The organism is Aquibium carbonis (genome assembly GCF_003970795.1).
GTDB classification, from domain to species: Bacteria; Pseudomonadota; Alphaproteobacteria; order Rhizobiales; family Rhizobiaceae; genus Aquibium; species Aquibium carbonis.
Genome location: NZ_RWKW01000072.1, coordinates 1 through 18957, shown reverse-complemented (window position 1 = coordinate 18957; position 18957 = coordinate 1). Strand labels below are relative to the sequence as shown.

The window sequence follows — 18957 nt, the reverse complement described above, 5'->3', positions numbered from 1 at the left end:
AGTTGAACTCGCCCTGCCAACGTGCACAGTAGGGCCTCGCAGCGAGTTGGCGAGGGGGTCGCCGTCGGCTTTGGAACGCAACCTACTCAAATTCATCTGGAAGAATTCAAGGCTCAAGCAGGTCTGGCTGCTCTTCGTCATCGTGGCGTCGATGCCGTTCTATTTCTTCTCGCTGGAGCTTCCCAAGCAGATCGTCAACGGCCCGATCCAGGGGCGCGACTTCGACGCGATCGATGCCACGCAGCCGTTCCTGCGGCTGACGCTTCCCTATGGCGAATCGATGTTCGGCCGCGAGATCGAACTGTTCGGCGGGCTGCAGCTCGACCGCATCGAGATGCTGTTTGCGCTTTGCCTGCTGTTCATGGCCTTCGTGTTCCTGAACGGCTGGTTCAAGCTCTACACCAATACCTACAAGGGCAAGCTCGGCGAGGAGGTGCTGCGTCAGCTGCGCTACACGCTGCTCGACCGGGTGCTGCGCTACCGCGTGGCCCGGTTCCGCAACCTCAAGGGCGCGGAAGTGGCATCGGTGATCAAGGACGAGGTCGAACCGCTGGGAGAGTTCGTCGGCGACGCCTATTCGCTGCCGCTCTTCCTGGGCGGCCAGGCGATCACCGGGCTGCTGTTCCTGTTTCTGCAGAGCGTCTATTTCGGGCTTTTGACGATCGCGATCGTGGCGTTCCAGATCTGGCTCATCCCGCGCATGCGCCGCAAGCTGATCCTGCTCGGACGCCAGCGCCAGCTGCAAGCGCGCAAGCTGGCGGGGCAGGTGGCCGAAACCGTGGACATGGCGCCGGACATCCATGTCAACGACATGTCCAACTTTACGCGCGCTCGCCATTTCGGGTTGCTCCAGAACATCCTGGACATCCGGTTCGAGCTCTATCAGCGCAAGTTCACGGTCAAGTACGTGAACAACCTGCTGATGCAGTTCCTGTCGTTCCTGTTCTACCTGCTCGGCGGCTACTTCGTGATCACCGGCCGGCTGGACATCGGCCAGCTCGTCGCGGTGATCGCCGCCTACAAGGACCTGCCCGGCCCGATCAAGGGATTGATCGACTACGACCAGATCCGGCTGATGAACGAGGCCCGCTACGAACAGACCATCGATTCGTTCCGCGATGACGGACTGATCGCACCGGAGCTGCAGAGCATGCCGCAGCAGGCCGTGCCGCGGCTCACGAAGGGCTTCGACCTCGACCACGTCAAGCTGGACGACGAAACCGGGCGCACGGTGCTGGAAAACGTGCGGCTGCATGTCCGGCCCGGCGACAGGCTGGCCATCGTCACCCATGGCGACGACGCGGCGCGGGTCGCCGCGGGCGTTCTGGCCGGCGCCCTGGTCCGCCTCGTGCAGCCGGCGTCGGGCACGATCCTGCTCGACGGGAAGCCGCTGGAGGACCTGCCGGAGAGCCTGACCGGGCGGCGGGTCGGCTATGCCGACGCCAACAACTATTTCCCGGCTGGAAGCATCAACGACAACCTGCTGATGGTGCTGAAGAATCGACCCGCCGACGAAAAGCAGCGAAGCTCCACCGCCAAGCGGCCGACGACGGCGGGCATGCTGAACCACGTGCCGCCGCCGGCCGACGCGGAGTGGATCGACTACGAGGATCTGGGGGTCGAGGGCAAGGCGGGTCTCGACGCGCATGTGGCGCGGGTACTCGAGGTTGCCGGCCTGACGCGACAGATCCAGGATCTCGGCCTGCGCGGCACCGTCGATCCGGCTAAAAACCGGGAGTTTTCCGACAAGATCGTGGAGGTTCGTCGCGAATTCCGCGAGAACGCGGCCTCGCTCGGCGTCGAGGGGATCGTCCAGTCCTTCCATCCCGACCTGTACAATTCGCAGGCCACGGTGGGCGAGAACCTGCTGTTCGGCACCGCGCTCGACGCGGCGTGGTCGCCGAACGAATTGCCGCGCAACCCGACGATCCTGTCGATCCTGGACCGCAACGGGTTGCGGACGGCCTTCCAGGAGATGGGCCAGCGGATCGCCGAGGCTCGGATCGAACTGTTCGGCGATCTGGCCCCCGACTCGAAGATCTTCGAGACCGTGGCCGACGTGACCTATGAGGAGATCGTCCGGCTGAAAGAGATCGTCGGCCGGCTGAAGATGGCCGAGCGGCAGGAGCCGCAGCGGCAGGAGGCCACGCCCAAGGGAAAGAAGGGACCGCAGAAGCTGTCCGACAGCGACCAGCTGTTCCGGCTCGCCTTCGACTATTGCGAGGCGCAGAGCCGCTTCGGCGTGCTGGATGCCGAGACCGAGTCCAAGATCCTGGCCGCGCGCAACGACCTGCGGCAGGAGATTGCCGGGATGGAGGTGCCGCCGGTCTTCTTCCACGATCCCGACCGCTACAACCCGACCGCCTCCGTGCTCGACAACATCCTGCTCGGCCGCATCTCCTCGACCGTCGTCGACGGCAAGGAGAAGGTGCTGGCCGCGGTGCAGGAACTGGTGGCGCGCACGGGCATATCCGACGGCCTGCTGCAGGCCGGCCTGAATTTCGAGATGGGCAATGGCGGCCGGCGCCTGTCGGACCAGCAGCGCCAGAAGCTGCACGTGGCCCGCGCGATCCTGAAGAAGCCCGACATCATCGTGTTCAACGAGGTCCTCGGCGCGATGGACGCGGGCGGACGCCGCGAGATCATGGCGCGCCTGCTCGACGGTCCGCTTCCCGGCGAGCCGGATTTCCGGCCGGGCTTCGTGGTGGTGCTGCTCGACGACGAGCTTGCGGAACGCTTCGATCGCGTTTTGACTTATTCCAATGGCGCATTCGTCGAGACGATGCGCGATGATGACGATCCGCAGCCGGACGTGATGCTGGATGCGGCGAAATGAAGGGGTATCTTCGATGAGTACGCTCAAGGACGAGGTCGAGGTTCTGCGCAAGATCCCGCTCTTTGCCGCGATGGATCCGTCCAAGCTGAAGCTTCTCGCCTATGCCTCCGACAAGGTGGAATACGAGGACGGGCAGCTGCTGTTCCGCCAGGGCGACGTCGGCGACAGCGCCTTCATCGTGCTGAGCGGGGTGGCCGACATCGTGTCGGAGACGGGCGGGACGGAAGTGGTGGTGGCGCAGCTGCGCGACCACGCGCTGGTCGGTGAGATGTCGGTGTTCTGCGACATCCCCCGCTCGGCCACGGTTCGCGCCAACGGGCGGCTGGTGGCGCTGCGGATCGGCAAGGGCTACCTGCTCGATCTGATCAAGGAGTTTCCGGAGCTCGCGACCCGCATCATCCGCGAACTGGCGTTCCGGCTGGCCAAGACGACCGCGGACCTGGCCGCCAGCGAGCGCGCGGCGCGGCACTGACGCGCCGCCGCCACCGCACGCGCGTCGATGCGCTGCGGACGGAAAACGGCGTCAGGCGGCGCCGTCCTTCTCCTCGCGCAGATTGGAAATGACGCGGCGGTTCTGCACGCGGCAGGACGCCTCGGTGCAGTCGCGCACGACGCGCTCCTTGCCGTAGCCCTTGGCCCAGAGGCGGTCGCGGTCGATGCCGCCGGCGATCATGTAGTTCATCACCGCTTCGGCGCGCCGGCGCGACAGCTCGGTCATGGCCGCATCGCCGCCGGGATCGTCGGCGAAGCCCTGCAACTTGACCAGCCAGCGCGGATGCTTCTTCAGCCAGGCGATCTGGTTGTCGATGGTGGTCTTGGCCACCGAATCGAGCGCGGCCGATCCCTCGGTGAAATAGGTGCGGCGGCCGACATTGAGGATGAAGTCCTCCTCGGAGCCGGGCTGCAGGTTCGCGAAGCCGGCGGCCGGCGCATTCGTCACGTCCGGCACGGGCGGTTCCAGCGACGCGGTCGAGCAGCCCGCGGCAACGAGCGCCATCGCCCCGAGAGCGGTCGCGCGAAGCCCCCAAATCCTCATGGTCATGGTGTCCCGCTCAGCCCTTCTTCGGTGCGTTGTCGGCGATGTGCGGCAGCACCTGCACGGCCGTGCCGATCGGACAGCGCTGGTACAGATCCATCACGTCCTCGTTGAACATGCGGATGCAGCCCGAGGATGCGTCCGTGCCGATGCTCCAGGGCTCCAGCGTGCCGTGGAAGCGATAGCCCGTGTCGGAGCCATCGCGGTAGAGGTAGAGCGCGCGCGGCCCGAGCGGGTTGTCCGGCGCGGCGCCCTCGACATATTGCGGCAGGCCGGGCTTGCGGGCGTGCATTTCCGGCGGCGGCGTCCAGCGCGGCCACAGGGCCTTGCGGGCGACGACGGCGCGGCCATACCACTTGAAGCCGTCCTTGCCGACGCCGACGCCGTAGCGCACGGCGGTCTGGTTCTCGACGATGAGGTAGAGGAAGTGGTGCATGGTGTCCACGACCACCGTGCCGGCCGGCTCGGGCGAAAAATACTTCACGATCTGGCGCCGCCAGGTCGGATCGATCGCGTCGAAATTGGTGCGCTTCCAGGAGACGTCGTTGTCGATCGCGGTGCCGGCGAACCAGGATTTCTTCGCCTCGGCCGGCCCGCCGACGGCCATTGCGGCCACCATGGCGGCTCCACCGGCCAGAAGATCACGGCGCGTGAACTCCATGTCTCGTTCCCTCCGAAAATTGACGCTGCGGAACTATAGAGGAGAAATGCGACGCCTCCAATATGATCCATTTCACAGTCGCGGCGAATGATGCTTCGAATTTCCGCCGATCAAGTGCATCGCGGCACCGGTATCGACCCCGCCTTGCATGACCATGGAGCGATCAACCAGCCGTGATTCGACCCTCCTGGACGCCCTGCCTAGGGTCGCCTCCACATCAAGCGGAAGGAGACGCGCGCATGTCGGACATGAAGGTCACGCAGGCGATGATCGACGCCTATGACGAATACACCCATCTCACGCTCGACCGGCGCGGCTTCATGGCCAAACTGACCAAGCTCGCGGGCTCCGGCGCTGCGGCGGCCGCGATCGCGCCGATGCTGGCCGCCAATGCGGCCCGGGCGGCGATCGTGGAGCCCGACGACGGGCGGCTCGTCGCCGAAGAAATCGCCTACCCGGGAGCCGACGGCGAGATGAAGGGCTATCTGGTGCGGCCGGCCGAGGCGGCCGGCAGGCTGCCCGCCGTCATCGTGATCCACGAGAACCGCGGGCTCAACCCGCACATTCGCGACGTCGCGCGGCGCATGGCGCTGGAAGGCTTCGTGGCCCTGGCGCCCGACTATCTGTCGCCGCTGGGCGGCACGCCGGAAGACGAGGACAAGGCGCGCGAGATGTTCGGGCAACTGGATCGCGCCGGCGTGGCCGCGAACGGCGTCGCCACCATCGACTTCCTGGCTGGTCACGAACTGACCAACGGCAAGGTCGGCGCCATGGGCTTCTGCTGGGGCGGCGGCACCGTCAACGATCTGGCGGTGGCTTCTCCCGCGCTGGGCGCCGGTGTGGCCTATTACGGCCGGCAGGCGGATACGGACGCGGTGGCGCGGATCGAGGCGCCACTGCTGCTGCACTACGCCGGACAGGACGAGCGCATCAACGCCGGCATCGATGCATTCCGGGCCGCGCTGGAAGCCGCCGGCAAGGAGTTCACCATCCACGTCTACGACGGCGCGCAGCACGCGTTCAACAACGACACCTCCGAGGCCCGCTATGACGCGGAGGCGGCGACACTGGCATGGGAACGTACGGTGGCGTTCTTTCGCGAGAAACTCGCCTGAGGCCCGCGGGGCGACGGGTCAGTCGCAGACCTGGAGGCGCGCCGCCCGTTTCCGTCGGAGCGTGGCGCGCACCTTCAGCAACTCGATCGGGATCGGGTCGCCGCGCTTCGTCAGCGCGTAGACCTCGTCGTTGAGATCGCGCAACGCACGCCAGAAGTCATAGTCGGTCATGAGCGGATTCTTGGCGAGTCGGCGCGTCAGCCTGTTGATATCGCTTGTCATTCCAGCTCCCGTTCAACATGCCAGCCGCGCCGGCATAGTTGACGGAAGGGTTGCCGATTGCAACTGGGCGATGCAGACGATCCACGTCATGCATGGGACTTGGTTAATGCATCGGTAACCTTCTGCCGGATCGGGAGCGCAGGCAAGATCCGTTGCGACGCATGGGTCGAGCGTCCCGCATGGACCGGTCGGCACGGCCGCACGCGGCGGCCGGTGCAACATGATGCACGCCATGCAGCGTCAGACCAAGGTCTGGCCGCCTGTCCGATGGCCGATCGGCGAAAGGCGCTTCTCCGTCAGGCCTTGCGGCGGATGCCGATCGAGCGACCGGCCCTTTCGGGCATGGGCAGGACACGGTGTGCAGTCCCCATCGCTTCGACCTTCTCCAAGATGTCGGCCGGGAAGGGCGCAACCTTCGGGCCGCCCATGTCGATGTGGAGGGTCAGGGTTTCCGACGTGGCCGCCAGCCAGCCGTCGACGTGACGGATCTCCTGGTAGGAGCGCAGACGCTTCTCGTCATGGTCGACGAGCTGGAACGTGACCTGTACCCGGTCGCCCAGATGCAGTTCCCGCACGTAACAGACGTGAACTTCGGCTGTGTAGACGGTCAGTCGCCGCGACGCCGCATAGTCCGGCCCCATGCCCATCAGCGCGAAGGCCTCGTCGGCGCAGCGGTCGAACAGCACGTTGTAGTAGGCCATGTTCAGGTGGCCGTTGTAGTCGATCCAGCTCTCCTCGATGTCCATCGTGCTGGAAAGGAAGGGCGCGCTGATCGACATGGCGGATACCTCGTAGCGGGTTGGGCTTGATCGTGATCGCGGACGGTTTAAGCATGCGCCAGCACCGCCGCCTTGGCGGTCACAGATGAAGCAAGCAGGCGTCGTTCACAAGCCTGCCAGGGAGGAACATCGGATGGCATTGGCTGATCTGGTGCGCATGGACCGCAACGAGAGCGGTATTGCGACCGCGATCGACATCCTCAAGCAGCGTTTCGGCGAAAGGCTGGCGACGGGGCAGGCGATCCGCGAACAGCACGCCCATACCACGACCTACCTTCCCAACCAGATGCCGGACGCCGTGGTCTTCGTTCGAAGCACGCAGGACGTCCAGGACATCGTGCGCGTCTGCGCCGATCATCGAGTCCCGGTGATCCCGTTCGGGACCGGGACGTCTCTGGAAGGGCAGGTGAATGCGCCGGCCGGCGGCATTTCGGTCGATCTCTCGGGTATGGACCGCATCGTCGAAGTCAACGCCGAGGATCTCGACTGCACCATTGAACCAGGGGTCACCCGCGAGGCGCTGAACACCCACCTGCGCGACACCGGCCTGTTCTTCCCGATCGATCCGGGCGCCAATGCGAGCCTCGGCGGCATGGCCTCCACCCGCGCCTCGGGCACCAATGCGGTGCGCTACGGGACCATGCGCGACAACGTGCTCTCGCTCACGGCGGTGATGGCGAATGGCCAGGCGGTCACCACGGCCAGGCGCGCACGAAAATCGTCGGCCGGCTACGACCTGACGCGGCTGATCGTCGGCTCGGAAGGGACGCTCGGCATCATCACGTCGCTGACGCTTCGACTTCAAGGCATTCCGCAGGCCATCGCCGGGGGCGTGTGCCCGTTTCCCAGCGTGGAAGCGGCCTGCAACGCCGTCATCGCCACGATCCAGATGGGCATTCCCGTTGCCCGGATCGAACTCGTCAACGCCTTGCAGATGAAGGCGCTGATCGCCTATTCGAAGCTCGACTACCCGGAAAGCCCTTGCCTGTTTCTCGAGTTTCACGGAACCGACGCGGGCGTTGCCGAACAGTCGGAGCTGTTTGCCGGGATCGCCGACGAGTTCGGTGGCGGACCATTCCTGTGGACGCGCGAGACCGAGGAGCGGACGCGGCTGTGGAAGGCCCGTCACGACGCCTACCACGCGGTGAAGGCCCTGCGTCCCGGCTACCAGGCCGTTGCCACGGACGTCTGCGTGCCGATCTCGCGGCTGGCCGAGTGCATCGTCGAGACCGAACGCGACATCGCCGAGGTGGGGCTCATCGCGCCGATCGTTGGCCATGTCGGAGACGGCAATTTCCATGTCTCGCCCCTGATCGACGCCAGCGACCCGCGCGACATCGAACGGCTGGAATCGTTCATCGCCCGGTTGAATGCCCGGGCGATCGCCATGGACGGCACCTGTACGGGCGAACACGGCATCGGCCAGGGCAAGATGGGGTTCATCGAAAAGGAACTCGGCGCCGGGGTCGACGTGATGCGGTCCATCAAGCGTGCGCTCGATCCGCTCAACATCATGAACCCGGGCAAGATCTTCAACCTGTGATACCTGCGGCCGGCGCCCGGCCGACGGCAGTCCATATGTCGCATGATGGATGGATTGCCTGAAATTGTCAGGGGAGTACCTAGGGACAGGACAACGCAGCGAAAAAGGACCGCCTTGCCAGAGCGGGGCGGCTGGTTCCGATGTTCGATCACGCCGATGCCATTCTCCTGGCGCGAATCCAGTTCGCCTTCACGGTTTCATTCCATTTCCTGTTTCCGGCCTTCACGATCGGGCTCGCGAGCTATCTCGCCGTCCTGAACGGCCTGTGGCTCGCCGGCTATGGTCAGGTCTACCGGGTGCTGTTCGACTACTGGAAGAAGATCTTCGCCCTGGCCTTCGCCATGGGCGTGGTCTCCGGAATCGTCATGAGCTACCAGTTCGGCACGAACTGGAGCGTCTTCTCCGACAAGGCCGGCCCGGTGATAGGCGCGCCGATGGCCTATGAAGTGCTGTCCGCCTTCTTCCTCGAGGCAGGCTTTCTCGGCATCATGCTGTTCGGGCGCGAGCGCGTCGGCAATACGCTGCACATGGTGGCGACCGTGGTCGTTGCGATCGGAACGCTGCTGTCGGCCTTCTGGATCCTGTCGGTGAACTCCTGGATGCACACGCCGGCCGGATTCACGATCGATGCCGTCACCGGGCAGTTCCTTCCGACGAACTTCTGGCAATCGATCTTCAATCCGTCCTTTCCGTACAGGCTGGCTCACACCGTCACGGCCGCCTACCTGACGACGGCCTTCATCGTCGGCGGTGTCGGCGCGTGGCACCTGCTGAACCGGACCGCGGGCGAGAACCCCGGCGCGCGGCGGATGTTCTCGATGGCGATGTGGATGGCGGCCATCGTCGCGCCGATCCAGGTCTTCATCGGCGACCTGCACGGGCTCAACACGATGGAGCACCAGCCGCAGAAGGTGATGGCGATGGAGGGGCACTTCGAGAGCCATCCCGACGGCTGGGCGCCGTTCTACCTGTTCGGCATCCCCAATTCGGCGGAGCAGCGGCTCGACTACGCGCTCGGCATTCCCGGCGCCTCGTCGCTGATCCTCAACCACAGCCTGACGGCACCGCTGGCCGGGCTCGACACGATCCCCATCGACGAGCAGCCGCCGGTCGGCATCGTCTTCTGGTCGTTCCGGATCATGGTGGGGCTGGGGATGCTGATGGTCGCGCTCGGCGGCTGGTCGCTTCTCGCCCGCTGGCGGGGGACGCTCTTCACCAGCCGGCCGTTGCTGCGGTTCGCGGTGGCGATGGGACCGTCGGGTCTGGTCGCCGTGCTGGCCGGCTGGGTGACCACGGAGGTCGGGCGGCAGCCCTACACGATCTGGGGTCATCTCCGAACGGCCGATTCGGCGGCTCCGCTCGACGCCTCGGCGGTCGGCGTGTCGCTGATGGCGTTCGTCATCGTCTACTTCATCGTTTTCGGGGCCGGGACCTTCTACATACTCCGGCTCATGGGCCATGCGCCGATCACCGGCGGGCCGGATGATTGGGAGCGCGGACCGATCCGCACGGCCGGCATAGCGCCCGGCCCGGCCCAGGGCACCCCGTCCGAGCACGGGCCGAGCAACGCAGAGGAGGCACGCTGATGGAATTCGGTCTCGGCGTGAACGTCGACCTGACGGTGATCTGGGCCTTCCTGATCGCGTTCGCGGTGTTCGCCTACGTCGTCCTCGACGGCTTCGATCTCGGGCTGGGCATGCTGTTTGCGCTGGCCCCGGAAAAGCGCGACCGCGACGTGATGATGAACTCGGTCGCGCCGGTGTGGGATGGCAACGAGACCTGGCTCGTGCTGGGCGGGGGCGGGCTGTTCGCCGCCTTTCCGCTGGCTTATGCCCTGGTGCTGCCCGCCCTGTATGCGCCGATCATCGCCATGCTTCTGGCGCTGATCTTCCGCGGCGTCGCCTTCGAATTCCGCTGGCGAACCGAACGCTGGCGCGGGGTCTGGGACTTCGCCTTCATTTCCGGCTCGGCCATGGCGTCGTTTTCGCAGGGCGTGGCACTGGGCGCGCTGCTGCAGGGCATCGACGTCGACATGACGACGCGCAGCTATGCCGGCGGATGGTTCGACTGGCTGACGCCGTTCTCGATCGTGACCGGCATCGCGGTGATGGCCGGCTACTGCCTGCTCGGGGCAACCTGGCTGGTTATGAAGACCGAAGGCGACCTGCAGGACCGCATGCGCCGGCTCGCCTGGCCGTTCGGCCTCGTCACGCTCGGCTTCATCGGCGTGGTCAGCCTGTGGACGCCGTTCCTGCAGGACGGCTACTACAATCGCTGGTTCAGCGGCTGGGGCATCGGCCTCGCGATCCTGGTCGGCGCGGCGGTGCTGTTCGTTGCCTGGCGGATGTTCAACAGCCTGACGGTTCATCGCCACGAGTACCGCCCCTTCCTCCAGGCGATCACGCTTTTCGCGCTGTGCTTCGTGGGTCTCGGCATTGCCATGTGGCCCTATGTCGTTCCCGTCGAGGTGACGATCTGGGATGCCGCCGCCCCCGAGAAAAGCCAGGTGTTCATGCTCATCGGCGCGGCGGTGCTGATCCCGCTGATCCTCGGCTACACGGGCTATGCCTACTGGATCTTCCGCGGCAAGATCGACCCCGACGCGGGCTATCACTGATGACCGGTCCGGCGGCGCAGGACCGAGACGACCGGACGCCAGCGCGAGGTTCCGGCTGGGCGATGCGCATCGCCTGGTTCGTCGGGTTGTGGCTTGCGAGTGTTGCGGTGCTCGGCGCGGTGGCCTGGATCATCCGCGTCTGGCTGGTCGGCTGACGCCGCCGGTCCTGCGCAGGGCATCGTTGGCATTGCCCTGCGGCATTCGCCACTTTATGGCCATGCGGATGAGAGTAGACTGACGCTTCGAAACCGTTGCGCCACGTCATACGGGAGGCTGGACACTGGCACGTCTCTTCGTCTTTTTCGGCGGCCTCTTCGTGCTTGCACTCGTCGCCGCGCTGATCGGCCCATATTTCGTCAACTGGACGGGCTACCGGACGGATTTCGAGCGCGAGGCGAGCCGAATCCTCGGCCGGACGGTCACCGTGCAGGGCGACGTGCGGGCGCGGCTGCTGCCGTTCCCGTCGGTGACTTTCGGCGACGTCCGCGTGGCGGGCGAATCACCCGCGCAGCCCGCCGTCACCATCGAGGAGTTCTCGATGGATGCCGAGCTCGCGCCGTTCATGCGCGGCGAGCTGCTGATCTTCGACATGCGGCTGGTGCGGCCGAACGCGCTCTTCAACATCGCCGACGACGGGTCCGTCGACTGGGCGTCGCGCCCGTCCAACATGTTCGACGCGGCGCAGATCCGGCTCGAAAAGCTGACGGTGATCGAAGGCAAGGTCACGCTGTCCCATGCCATGAGCGGACGGACGCACACGCTGACGGAAATCAACGCCGACGTCTCCGCCGCCACGCTGTCGGGCCCATGGCGCATGGACGGGTCGTTGCGGCTCGACGGCATGCGCACGAGCGTCTCGGTCTCGACCGGCTCCGTCACGCCCGAAGGGGCGATGCGCATCCGGCTCCGCGCGTCGCCCGAGCGCTATCCGTTCGACGTGGAGGCCGACGGGCAGGCGCGGTTTCGCAACGCGGCCGCCCTCTACAGCGGCACGTTCCGGCTCGACGCGCACAACGCCGTGGCTCCGGTCCCGGCGCCTGCGGACGCGCAGGCCGGCAAGCCGCGGCTCGCCGCCTATCGCTTCTCCGGCCGTTTCGCGCTCGATCATCGCCGGCTGGACGTGCCCGAGTTCCGGCTCGAGACCGGGCCGCGCGAGGATCCCTACACCGCCGACGGGACGGCGCTGTTCCACCTGGGGGCGGATCCGCGCTTCCTCGTGCAGGCGACCGGCGCGCAGGTTCGCTTCGAGGATGCGACCGGCGCGGCCACGGCCTTCTCCGGCGCCACCTTCGCGCAGCGCTTCGCCGGGCTGCGGGCGTTCCTCGAGGACCTGCCGCGGCCGACGATCCCCGGAACCATCGACCTCGACCTCCCGGCCATCGTGGCCGGCGACACGACGATCCGCGACGTGCGGCTCTCGGCCGAACCGGCGCCGGACGGCTGGACGGTCGAGACCCTGTCGGCGACCTTGCCCGGCCGCACCACGCTGGAGGCGGACGGCCGCCTGATCCTGGACGGGGATTTCGGCTTCAAGGGCAAGCTGCTGCTGGCCGTGGCCCAACCCTCGGGCTTCGCCGCCTGGGTGGGGCGCGACGTCGACGACGTCATCCGGCGGTTGCCCGGTGCGGGTTTCAACGCCGACGTCGAACTCGGCGAGACGCGGCAAAGCTTCGCCAATGCCGAGCTGATGCTCGGTGGCACGCGGTTCGAGGGCTCGTTCGACCGCGTCGCCCGACCGGCGGTGCGCCCGTCGATGATCGCCAGGCTGCGCGGCAATGCGCTCGACATCGATGGTCTCGCGGCCTTTGCCTCGATCTTCGTCAGCGACACCGGCGTCACCCATTTCGGCGATCACGATCTCGACTTCGACCTCGATGCCGGCCCGGTCCGGCTGGCCGGCGTCACCGCCGACACGATCGACGTGGCGATGCGGCTGCGCGACGACGAACTCGAGATCGACCGCCTTGCGATCGTCGGGCTGGCCGGCGCCAACATCAGCGCGACGGCGAGCGTGTCCGGCATCGGCGGCGCGCCGTCTGGCAAGCTCGACGCGTCCGTGCTGGCGGCCGACCTGCGGCCCCTGATCGGGCTGGTCGCCGAGCGTTTTCCGGAGCATCCGCTCACCCAGGGCCTCGTGCGCCGCGCCGACGCCTTTCCCGACATGACCAGGGACGCTCGCTTCGACGTCGTCGCGTCGGTTTCCCGCGAGAACGCGGGCGCCGACATCACGGTGTCGGCGCAAGGCACGACCGGCGGCAACACGCTGTCGCTGGAGGCGAGGGCGGATGACTATGCCGGCGACTTCGGCAGGGCGAAGCTCACCCTCGACATGAGCGTCGAATCACCCGACAGCGCCCAACTCCTGGCGCTGTACGGGCTTCCGGCCGTCGATCTCGGCGTCACCGCCGAGGGATCGACGGCGCTCTCGCTTGCGGGTGTCCCGGACGACGGCGCCGCGATGACCTTCTCGCTGATCTCGCCGTCGGCGTCGTTGCGTTTCGACGGGGCGTTGCGACCATCGGGGGACGCCGACAGCCGCGACGCCTATGTTGCCGAAGGCGCAGCCACACTCTCTGCCAGCGACATCGAACCCTGGCTGATGACGACCGGAACGATGTTGCCGGGGATGGGAATCGGGCTGCCGGTCGACCTGTCCGCACGGGCGACCTACGCGATGGACAGGCTGCAGCTCGCCGGCCTCGACGGGACCGTCGTCGGCACCGCCGTATCGGGAGATTTCGCAGCCAGTTGGCCCGACGGCCGCCCGCATCTGGAAGGGGCTCTCAAGCTCGGCAGCCTCGACCTCGTCAGCGTCGCGGCCCTCCTGCTCGGCGACGAGGCCGTGCAGGGCGAGGGAGAGGGCGAGGGCTGGCCGTCCGCGCCGTTCATCGAAACGTCGCGCCTGCCGTTCACGGCGCAGCTGGACATGAGCGTCGATGCGCTCGACGCCGCCTATCAGCCCCTGGCCGACGCGGTGACGGCGTCGGCGAAGCTCGACCGCGACGGCCTGCGGATTTCGAACCTGACGGGCCGCATGCTGGGCGGGACCGTGAAGGCGTTCGGCGAACTCATCAACAATGGCGGCACCGGCCTGATGTCGGGCCAGTTCTCGATCGCGGACGCGGAGGCGACCGCCGTGCTGGGCGTCGACGATGCCGAAGGCAAGTCCGACATCAGCGCGTCGATCACGGCGAACGGCAAGTCGGTGGAGGGGCTGGTGGCCTCGCTTGGCGGTTCCGGCACCGTCCGCTTCCGCGATCTCGTGATCCCCGGGATCAACCCCGACGCCCTCGAAGCCATCCTGGCCCGCGCCGACGCCATCGGCCGCGACATCGACGACGGCCGGATCGCCGGTTTTGCGGCGGACATGGTCGCGACCGGCCGCTTTTCCGCCCGCGACGGCGAGGTGCCCTTTACCATCGCTTCGGGATCGGTGCGGACACCGGTGTTCTTTCTCCAGACGGACGGCGCGACGCTGTCGATGGAAATGCAGGCGAACCTGACCACGGACGCGATCAACGCCTCGGGCTCGATCGCCTATGACGCCGGACCGGACGCGCTGGTCGGCTCGGACCCGTCGATGCGCATCGCCGTGACCGGACGATTCGGCGAGACGACCGCCCGCTTCGACACCGCACCCTTGACCCAGTTCCTGACCCAGCGCGCGCTGGAGCGCGAGCAGGCGCGCGTGGAAGCCATGCAGGCCGGTCTGCTGGAACGGCAGCGGCTGCGCCGCGAGGTTCGCTACTACGCAGCACTCGCCGACGACGCGGCAAGGCTTCGCCAGGAAGCCGCCGAACGGGCCGAACGGGAGGCTGCCGAAAGCGCTCGGCGGGAGGCCGACAGAACGCGAGCCGAAGAGGCGGAGCGCGCCAGACGGGAGGCCGCGGCGCCCGCGCCGGGCACATCGGGGCCGGTGATCCGCGTCCCGGCCGATCCGCCCGTGCCGACACGGGCCCAGAGGCCCGCCAGGAACGACAATGTCGAGTTCAGCCTGGACGCCATCGGGAGAATTCTCCAGCAACTGCCCGAGCGGCCTTGACGGGAAGGCGGCCGGCAGCCGGCACGGATCAAGACGTGCGGGACTTCAGCCAGTCCAACACGTGGATGCGCAGGGCGGAGGACAGGTTGGTCATCCGCGGTCGTGCCTCGTCGACCTCGCCGACCAGCGCGGCAAGAGACATCCTCCGGCTTTCCGCGATGGCCTGGAGTTCGTCGAGGAACGGTTTTTCGAGCGAGAAGCTGGTGCGATGGCCGCGGATCGTGACCGAGCGTTTCAGCTGCACGATCAGCGCGTTCCCTCGGGACGGTCACGCCGGTGGCCGTCGAGCAGGAGCGATCCACGCTGGCGCTCCGCCTCATCGACCTTGCGATCTGCCTTGCTGCGTCCGTGCAGCACCCGGTTTTCGGCCGCGATGCGTTCCTTCTCGGCGCGGTCGTGGCGCTTTCGGGCCATACGCAGATTGACGACCTCGCCCATGGATCCCCCGGCTACTTCTTGCGAAACGCGTCCAGGGAGACGACCTGTGCGCCCTTCGCGGCGTCCTCGTCGCTCTCGCTCGCGGCAGCCGCATCGCCATCCGGACCAGGCGTTTCGGCCCTGCGCGGCGGGGTCGGCAGCTTCGCGGGACTCTCCTCGAGTGTGGTGACCTCGGCCGGCTCCGGCTCTGCCTTCACGTCGAATTCGAGTTCGAAATTGACCGAGGGATCGTAAAAGCCGCGCACGGCTGCAAACGGAACTTCCAGCTTCTCGGGAACGTCGGAAAAGGACAGGCCGATCTCGAACCCGGTCTCCGTGACCTTGAGGTCCCAGAACTGGTACTGCAAAACGATCGTCATCTGCTCGGGATAGCGTTCGCGCAGACGCGTGGAAACGCGCACGCCGGGCGCGCCGGTGAGGAAGGTGATGAAGAAATGGTGGTTGCCGGGCAGGCCGGTCCGCGCGACTTCGCTCAGAACCTTGCGCATGACTCCACGCAAGGCCTCCTGGGCGAGAATGTCGTAGCGGATGTGGTCGTCGGACATGCGGTTCCGTCTGGCATGAGTCTCGTTGCGCGTAGATGTAATGAAGCCGGGCCCGCGCGTAAACCGAATTAGAGTTTTCGCCGACAATCGGTGTCGTTTCCCCAGGGTCTCCGGGCTTCGCACGCAATGGCCGGCCACGCGGACGAGCGCGGTCGACGACAGGACGACGGGTGTTCAAAAGGACGGTCGGGTGCGGGAGAAGTGGAGGTTTCTGTTGCCAGGTACCTCCGAACCCCGCCTGAAGGTGCTAACCCACAGGGCTTGATTCGAGACTATCGCGCCGCATTAAGCAGCGAGACGTGCCTCAGCATAGTTGTCGTTGGCAACTATAGGTTTGACCCGATAACGGCGGTATCATGCCGAGCGAAAGTTCGATCTTTACACCCTCGTCGATCCTATTTCGCCCCCATCAGAAGCCGCTCGCCAATGCCAGCGGCTTGTGGTGGAGGCGCCGGGTACCGCCCCCGGGTCCGAAAGGCTTATTCCATCGTCCGTTTATCGCCATAGTCAGCAAGCTGACGAACGGAATATAGGGAGGAGCGGCGCCAATTGGAAGGCCCTCCGACCATTGACAAGCCCCTCATCAGCCCTGAAGTTCTGAAACGCGACGAGCGGCTTCTGTACTGCCAATGGTCAGCAGGCGGGAACATTCGGCTCGCGCTCCCGGCATATCGCGCACGGGTTGCATGAACAGTCACCGACGAGGGGAAGAACGTCCATGGCCGACTATTTAGCAGACGTGAAGAAATACGATGCGAGCGCCGACGAGGCCGCCGTCGCCAAGATCGTGAAGCATCTGGGCATCGCGTTGCGCAACCGCGATTCATCGCTGGTCTCCTGCAGCGATCCGAAGGAGCTCGCACGCGTGCAGGAAAAGTGGTGCGCCAAGAAGTTCGGCGTCGCGGAGGAGCCGGGCATGAAAGCCATCGAGGCCGTGTGCGCCGCCATGAAGGGCGACAACTCCAAGAGCCGGGTCACCTTCTATTATCTGGTGGCCAAGGAACTGGGCAAGCTCGACGCGCTGTGAAGGCGCGGCCCGGAGAAGGGGCCATTCACGCGGTGTCTTGCGGCTCAGCCCTGGTGGTCTTCGGCGATCGGCCGCTGGTAGGTGAAGCCCATGTCCCAGGGAAAGTAGATCCAGGTGTCCTGTGACACCTCGGTCACGAAGGTATCGACCAGGGGACGACCCTTGGGCTTGGCGTAGACGGTGGCGAAGTGCGCCCTGGGCATCATCGCGCGGACGATGGCGGCGGTCTTGCCGGTGTCGGTGAGATCGTCGATGATCAGCACGCTCTCGCCGTCGTTTTCCAGAAGGGCGGGGGTGACTTCCTTGAGCACCGCCAGTTCGCCTTGCGACGTGTAGTCGTGGTAGGAGGCGATGGAGACCGTCTCGATCACCCGGATGCCGAGTTCGCGCGAGATGATGGCCGCGGGCACCAGCCCGCCGCGCGTGATGCACACGATCGCCTTCCACTTGCCGTTGGCGCCGCTGGCGCCCGCCAGCCGCCAGGCCAGCGCCCGCGCATCGCGGTGAAACTGGTCCCAGGACACCGGAAAGGCCTTTTCGGGAAGAGACATGGGCGGGCTCGCGCTTCGGACGGGATGTGTGCCTTAAGCGCAAACGCCGGCGAAAGGCAAGGGCACCGTCGCCAGCAAGGTCAGGGCCTGGCGTCGCGGGCCTTGAGATAGACGATCACGGAGACCGCCAGGGCGACCGCGTAGAAGACGAAAAGGGACTGATAGGCCGCGACTGGCTCGCCCGGCACCGTGGCGCCGGTGACCACCGCGCCGGTGGCGAACTGCATGACGCCGACCCCGCCGATCGAGAAGAAGTTCATCAGCGTCACGCCGCGGCCGATGAGATGCGGCGGCACGAAGGCGCGGGCATGCGCCATCAGCAGACCATAGCTCGCGCCGGAGACGCCGATCAGGACCAGCAGGATCGTGGCGACGGGCAGCGAGGCCTGCGCCAGAAGCGCCAGGGCGCCGATGGCGGCGACGCTGATCGTGTTGCCCACGACCGCGACCCATTTGCGGGTCTTGAACACGGTGTCGAGCGGTCCGTAGAGAAAGCTGCCGGCGACCATGGCGAAGGCCATGAACAGCGTGACGTTGCCGATGACCAGGGCGTTCGCGCCGAAGACGTCGGTGAGGTAGGGTCCGGCCCACAGGCCGCGGATGCCGACGGCGGGGGCATAGTTGATCGCCGTCAGTGGGATGATCGGCCACAGGACGCGCAGCCGCAGCAACTCGACGAAGCCGCCGAAACCCACGCCGTCGGCCGGTTCGTCCAAAGAACGTTGCGGATCGCGAACGAAGACGAGCAGCGCGGCCGCGACCAGCAGGGTGAGCGCGGCGATGACCAGGATGACGGGCCGCCAGCCGAAGCTTTCCGAGGCGGCGGCCAGCGGCGTGGCGCCGAAGACGTTGCCGAGCGAACCCAGGGCGACGAACCAGGACGTGGCGACGGCGAAGTTCGCGGCCTTGAACGTCTTGGCGAAGATGAAGAGCGAGGCCATCAGGACCGGCGCGCAGCCGATGCCGATCAGCGTCATGGCGACCACGAGCATGGCGGGAGAGGTGGCAAGCCCGAAGACGAGCGCGCCGCCGCCGCCGCCGATCGCCAGCATGACCGCCGACGTGCGGCGCGGGCCAAAACGGTCGAGCGAGACGCCGACGGCGAACTGCATCAGCGCGAAGGCGACGAACCAGGCGCCCGATGCCTGCGAGAAATCGGCCTTCGTGGCGCCGAGCTCGGCTTCGAGGACGGGCGTCAGGACCGCGAGGAAGGACCGGTAGAACTGGGAGAGGAAATAGGCGAAGGCGAGCGCAGCAATTCCGGCCATCGTCTGATCCCGAGTGCGAGAGGCGGCTTGCGCCGCGATCGCCTTCCTCCTGGAAGACAGGTCAGCCCGCCTACGCCCTGCAACCGGGATGGGCAATTGCCAGTCCGCCGGTCACGAGTGGACCAGCGGACGGGCGCTTGCGGGGCTGGAAGGATGTGGCGCCGGATCAGGCTGCGCGAGCGGCACCGCCACCGCCGCCGCGACGACGACGGCGCGGCTGCTGCGAGCGCTCGTCCCCGCGACCGCCATCCTGATGGGGCGCGGCAGGCTTGCCGGC

18 protein-coding genes and 1 other RNA gene are annotated in these 18957 nt (G+C 66.7%); 9 read left to right on the top strand and 10 right to left on the bottom strand.

Annotated features, from left to right (window positions below):
* Positions 1 to 70: 70 nt before the first annotated feature.
* Entirely contained in the window at positions 71 to 2836 is a 2766-nt protein-coding gene (locus tag EJC49_RS18660) for an ABC transporter transmembrane domain-containing protein (protein ID WP_126701453.1), read from the top strand.
* Positions 2837 to 2849: 13 nt separating this feature from the next.
* A complete protein-coding gene (locus EJC49_RS18655) occupies positions 2850 to 3308 on the top strand; it encodes a cyclic nucleotide-binding domain-containing protein (protein WP_126701452.1) in 459 nt (152 codons plus the stop codon).
* A gap of 51 nt (positions 3309 to 3359) precedes the next feature.
* Here EJC49_RS18655 and EJC49_RS18650 read toward each other — a convergent pair whose 3' ends face one another.
* Positions 3360 to 3878 carry an OmpA family protein gene (locus EJC49_RS18650; protein WP_126701451.1) on the bottom strand — a complete coding sequence of 173 codons (519 nt, stop codon included), beginning with the start codon at positions 3876 to 3878 and terminating at the stop codon, positions 3360 to 3362.
* A 10-nt stretch (positions 3879 to 3888) separates the two neighbouring features.
* On the bottom strand, positions 3889 to 4533 hold the full coding sequence (locus EJC49_RS18645) for a L,D-transpeptidase (RefSeq protein WP_126701450.1): 645 nt from the start codon (positions 4531 to 4533) through the stop codon (positions 3889 to 3891).
* A 239-nt stretch (positions 4534 to 4772) separates the two neighbouring features.
* Between EJC49_RS18645 and EJC49_RS18640 the strand changes: the two genes are divergently transcribed.
* Positions 4773 to 5648 (top strand): dienelactone hydrolase family protein, encoded by an 876-nt coding sequence (locus EJC49_RS18640; protein ID WP_126701449.1) that lies wholly within the window; start codon positions 4773 to 4775, stop codon positions 5646 to 5648.
* 18 nt (positions 5649 to 5666) lie between these two features.
* Here the strand turns inward: EJC49_RS18640 and EJC49_RS18635 are convergent, their stop codons facing one another.
* Together EJC49_RS18635 and EJC49_RS18630 are read right to left on the bottom strand one after the other, a co-directional pair.
* On the bottom strand, positions 5667 to 5870 hold the full coding sequence (locus EJC49_RS18635; protein WP_126701448.1) for a hypothetical protein: 204 nt from the start codon (positions 5868 to 5870) through the stop codon (positions 5667 to 5669).
* Positions 5871 to 6166: 296 nt separating this feature from the next.
* Positions 6167 to 6649, bottom strand: coding sequence for a thioesterase family protein (locus EJC49_RS18630; RefSeq protein ID WP_126701447.1), 483 nt, complete (start codon positions 6647 to 6649; stop codon positions 6167 to 6169).
* A gap of 133 nt (positions 6650 to 6782) precedes the next feature.
* On the opposite strand from EJC49_RS18630, the gene EJC49_RS18625 reads away from it, so the two are divergent.
* The 5 genes from EJC49_RS18625 (at position 6783) to EJC49_RS18605 (ending at position 14851) form a co-directional block, all read left to right on the top strand.
* Positions 6783 to 8192: an FAD-binding oxidoreductase gene (locus EJC49_RS18625; protein WP_126701446.1), complete on the top strand. Its 1410-nt coding sequence runs from the start codon at positions 6783 to 6785 to the stop codon at positions 8190 to 8192.
* 140 nt (positions 8193 to 8332) lie between these two features.
* The gene (locus tag EJC49_RS18620; RefSeq protein WP_126701445.1) at positions 8333 to 9778 is read left to right on the top strand and encodes a cytochrome ubiquinol oxidase subunit I; all 1446 of its coding nucleotides are present in this window, start codon (positions 8333 to 8335) and stop codon (positions 9776 to 9778) included.
* A 17-nt stretch (positions 9779 to 9795) separates the two neighbouring features.
* Positions 9796 to 10809, top strand: coding sequence for a cytochrome d ubiquinol oxidase subunit II (gene cydB, locus EJC49_RS18615; protein ID WP_210211823.1), 1014 nt, complete (start codon positions 9796 to 9798; stop codon positions 10807 to 10809).
* Positions 10809 to 10964 carry a DUF2474 domain-containing protein gene (locus EJC49_RS18610; protein ID WP_126701443.1) on the top strand — a complete coding sequence of 52 codons (156 nt, stop codon included), beginning with the start codon at positions 10809 to 10811 and terminating at the stop codon, positions 10962 to 10964. The genes cydB and EJC49_RS18610 overlap by 1 nt, the downstream gene beginning before the upstream one ends.
* 125 nt (positions 10965 to 11089) lie before the next feature.
* Positions 11090 to 14851, top strand: coding sequence for an AsmA family protein (locus tag EJC49_RS18605; protein WP_126701442.1), 3762 nt, complete (start codon positions 11090 to 11092; stop codon positions 14849 to 14851).
* Positions 14852 to 14879: 28 nt separating this feature from the next.
* Here EJC49_RS18605 and EJC49_RS18600 read toward each other — a convergent pair whose 3' ends face one another.
* The 4 genes from EJC49_RS18600 to ssrA all read right to left on the bottom strand — a co-directional run bounded on the left by EJC49_RS18600 (position 14880) and on the right by ssrA (position 16393).
* Complete coding sequence (locus tag EJC49_RS18600; RefSeq protein WP_126701441.1) at positions 14880 to 15101, bottom strand: ribbon-helix-helix domain-containing protein; 222 nt, start codon at positions 15099 to 15101, stop codon at positions 14880 to 14882.
* Positions 15098 to 15289: a DUF4169 family protein gene (locus EJC49_RS18595; RefSeq protein WP_126701440.1), complete on the bottom strand. Its 192-nt coding sequence runs from the start codon at positions 15287 to 15289 to the stop codon at positions 15098 to 15100. Before EJC49_RS18595 ends, EJC49_RS18600 begins: the two co-directional genes overlap by 4 nt.
* A gap of 11 nt (positions 15290 to 15300) precedes the next feature.
* The gene (locus tag EJC49_RS18590; RefSeq protein WP_126701439.1) at positions 15301 to 15834 is read right to left on the bottom strand and encodes an SspB family protein; all 534 of its coding nucleotides are present in this window, start codon (positions 15832 to 15834) and stop codon (positions 15301 to 15303) included.
* Positions 15835 to 16034: 200 nt separating this feature from the next.
* Positions 16035 to 16393: a transfer-messenger RNA gene (gene ssrA / locus EJC49_RS18585) on the bottom strand.
* Positions 16394 to 16552: 159 nt separating this feature from the next.
* On the opposite strand from ssrA, the gene EJC49_RS18580 reads away from it, so the two are divergent.
* Positions 16553 to 16861 (top strand): DUF2853 family protein, encoded by a 309-nt coding sequence (locus EJC49_RS18580; RefSeq protein WP_126701438.1) that lies wholly within the window; start codon positions 16553 to 16555, stop codon positions 16859 to 16861.
* Between the two features lie 44 nt (positions 16862 to 16905).
* Here EJC49_RS18580 and gpt read toward each other — a convergent pair whose 3' ends face one another.
* Together gpt and EJC49_RS18570 are read right to left on the bottom strand one after the other, a co-directional pair.
* The gene (gpt, locus tag EJC49_RS18575) at positions 16906 to 17412 is read right to left on the bottom strand and encodes a xanthine phosphoribosyltransferase (protein ID WP_126701437.1); all 507 of its coding nucleotides are present in this window, start codon (positions 17410 to 17412) and stop codon (positions 16906 to 16908) included.
* 80 nt (positions 17413 to 17492) lie between these two features.
* Entirely contained in the window at positions 17493 to 18680 is a 1188-nt protein-coding gene (locus EJC49_RS18570) for an MFS transporter (protein ID WP_126701436.1), read from the bottom strand.
* Positions 18681 to 18957: the final 277 nt, after the last annotated feature.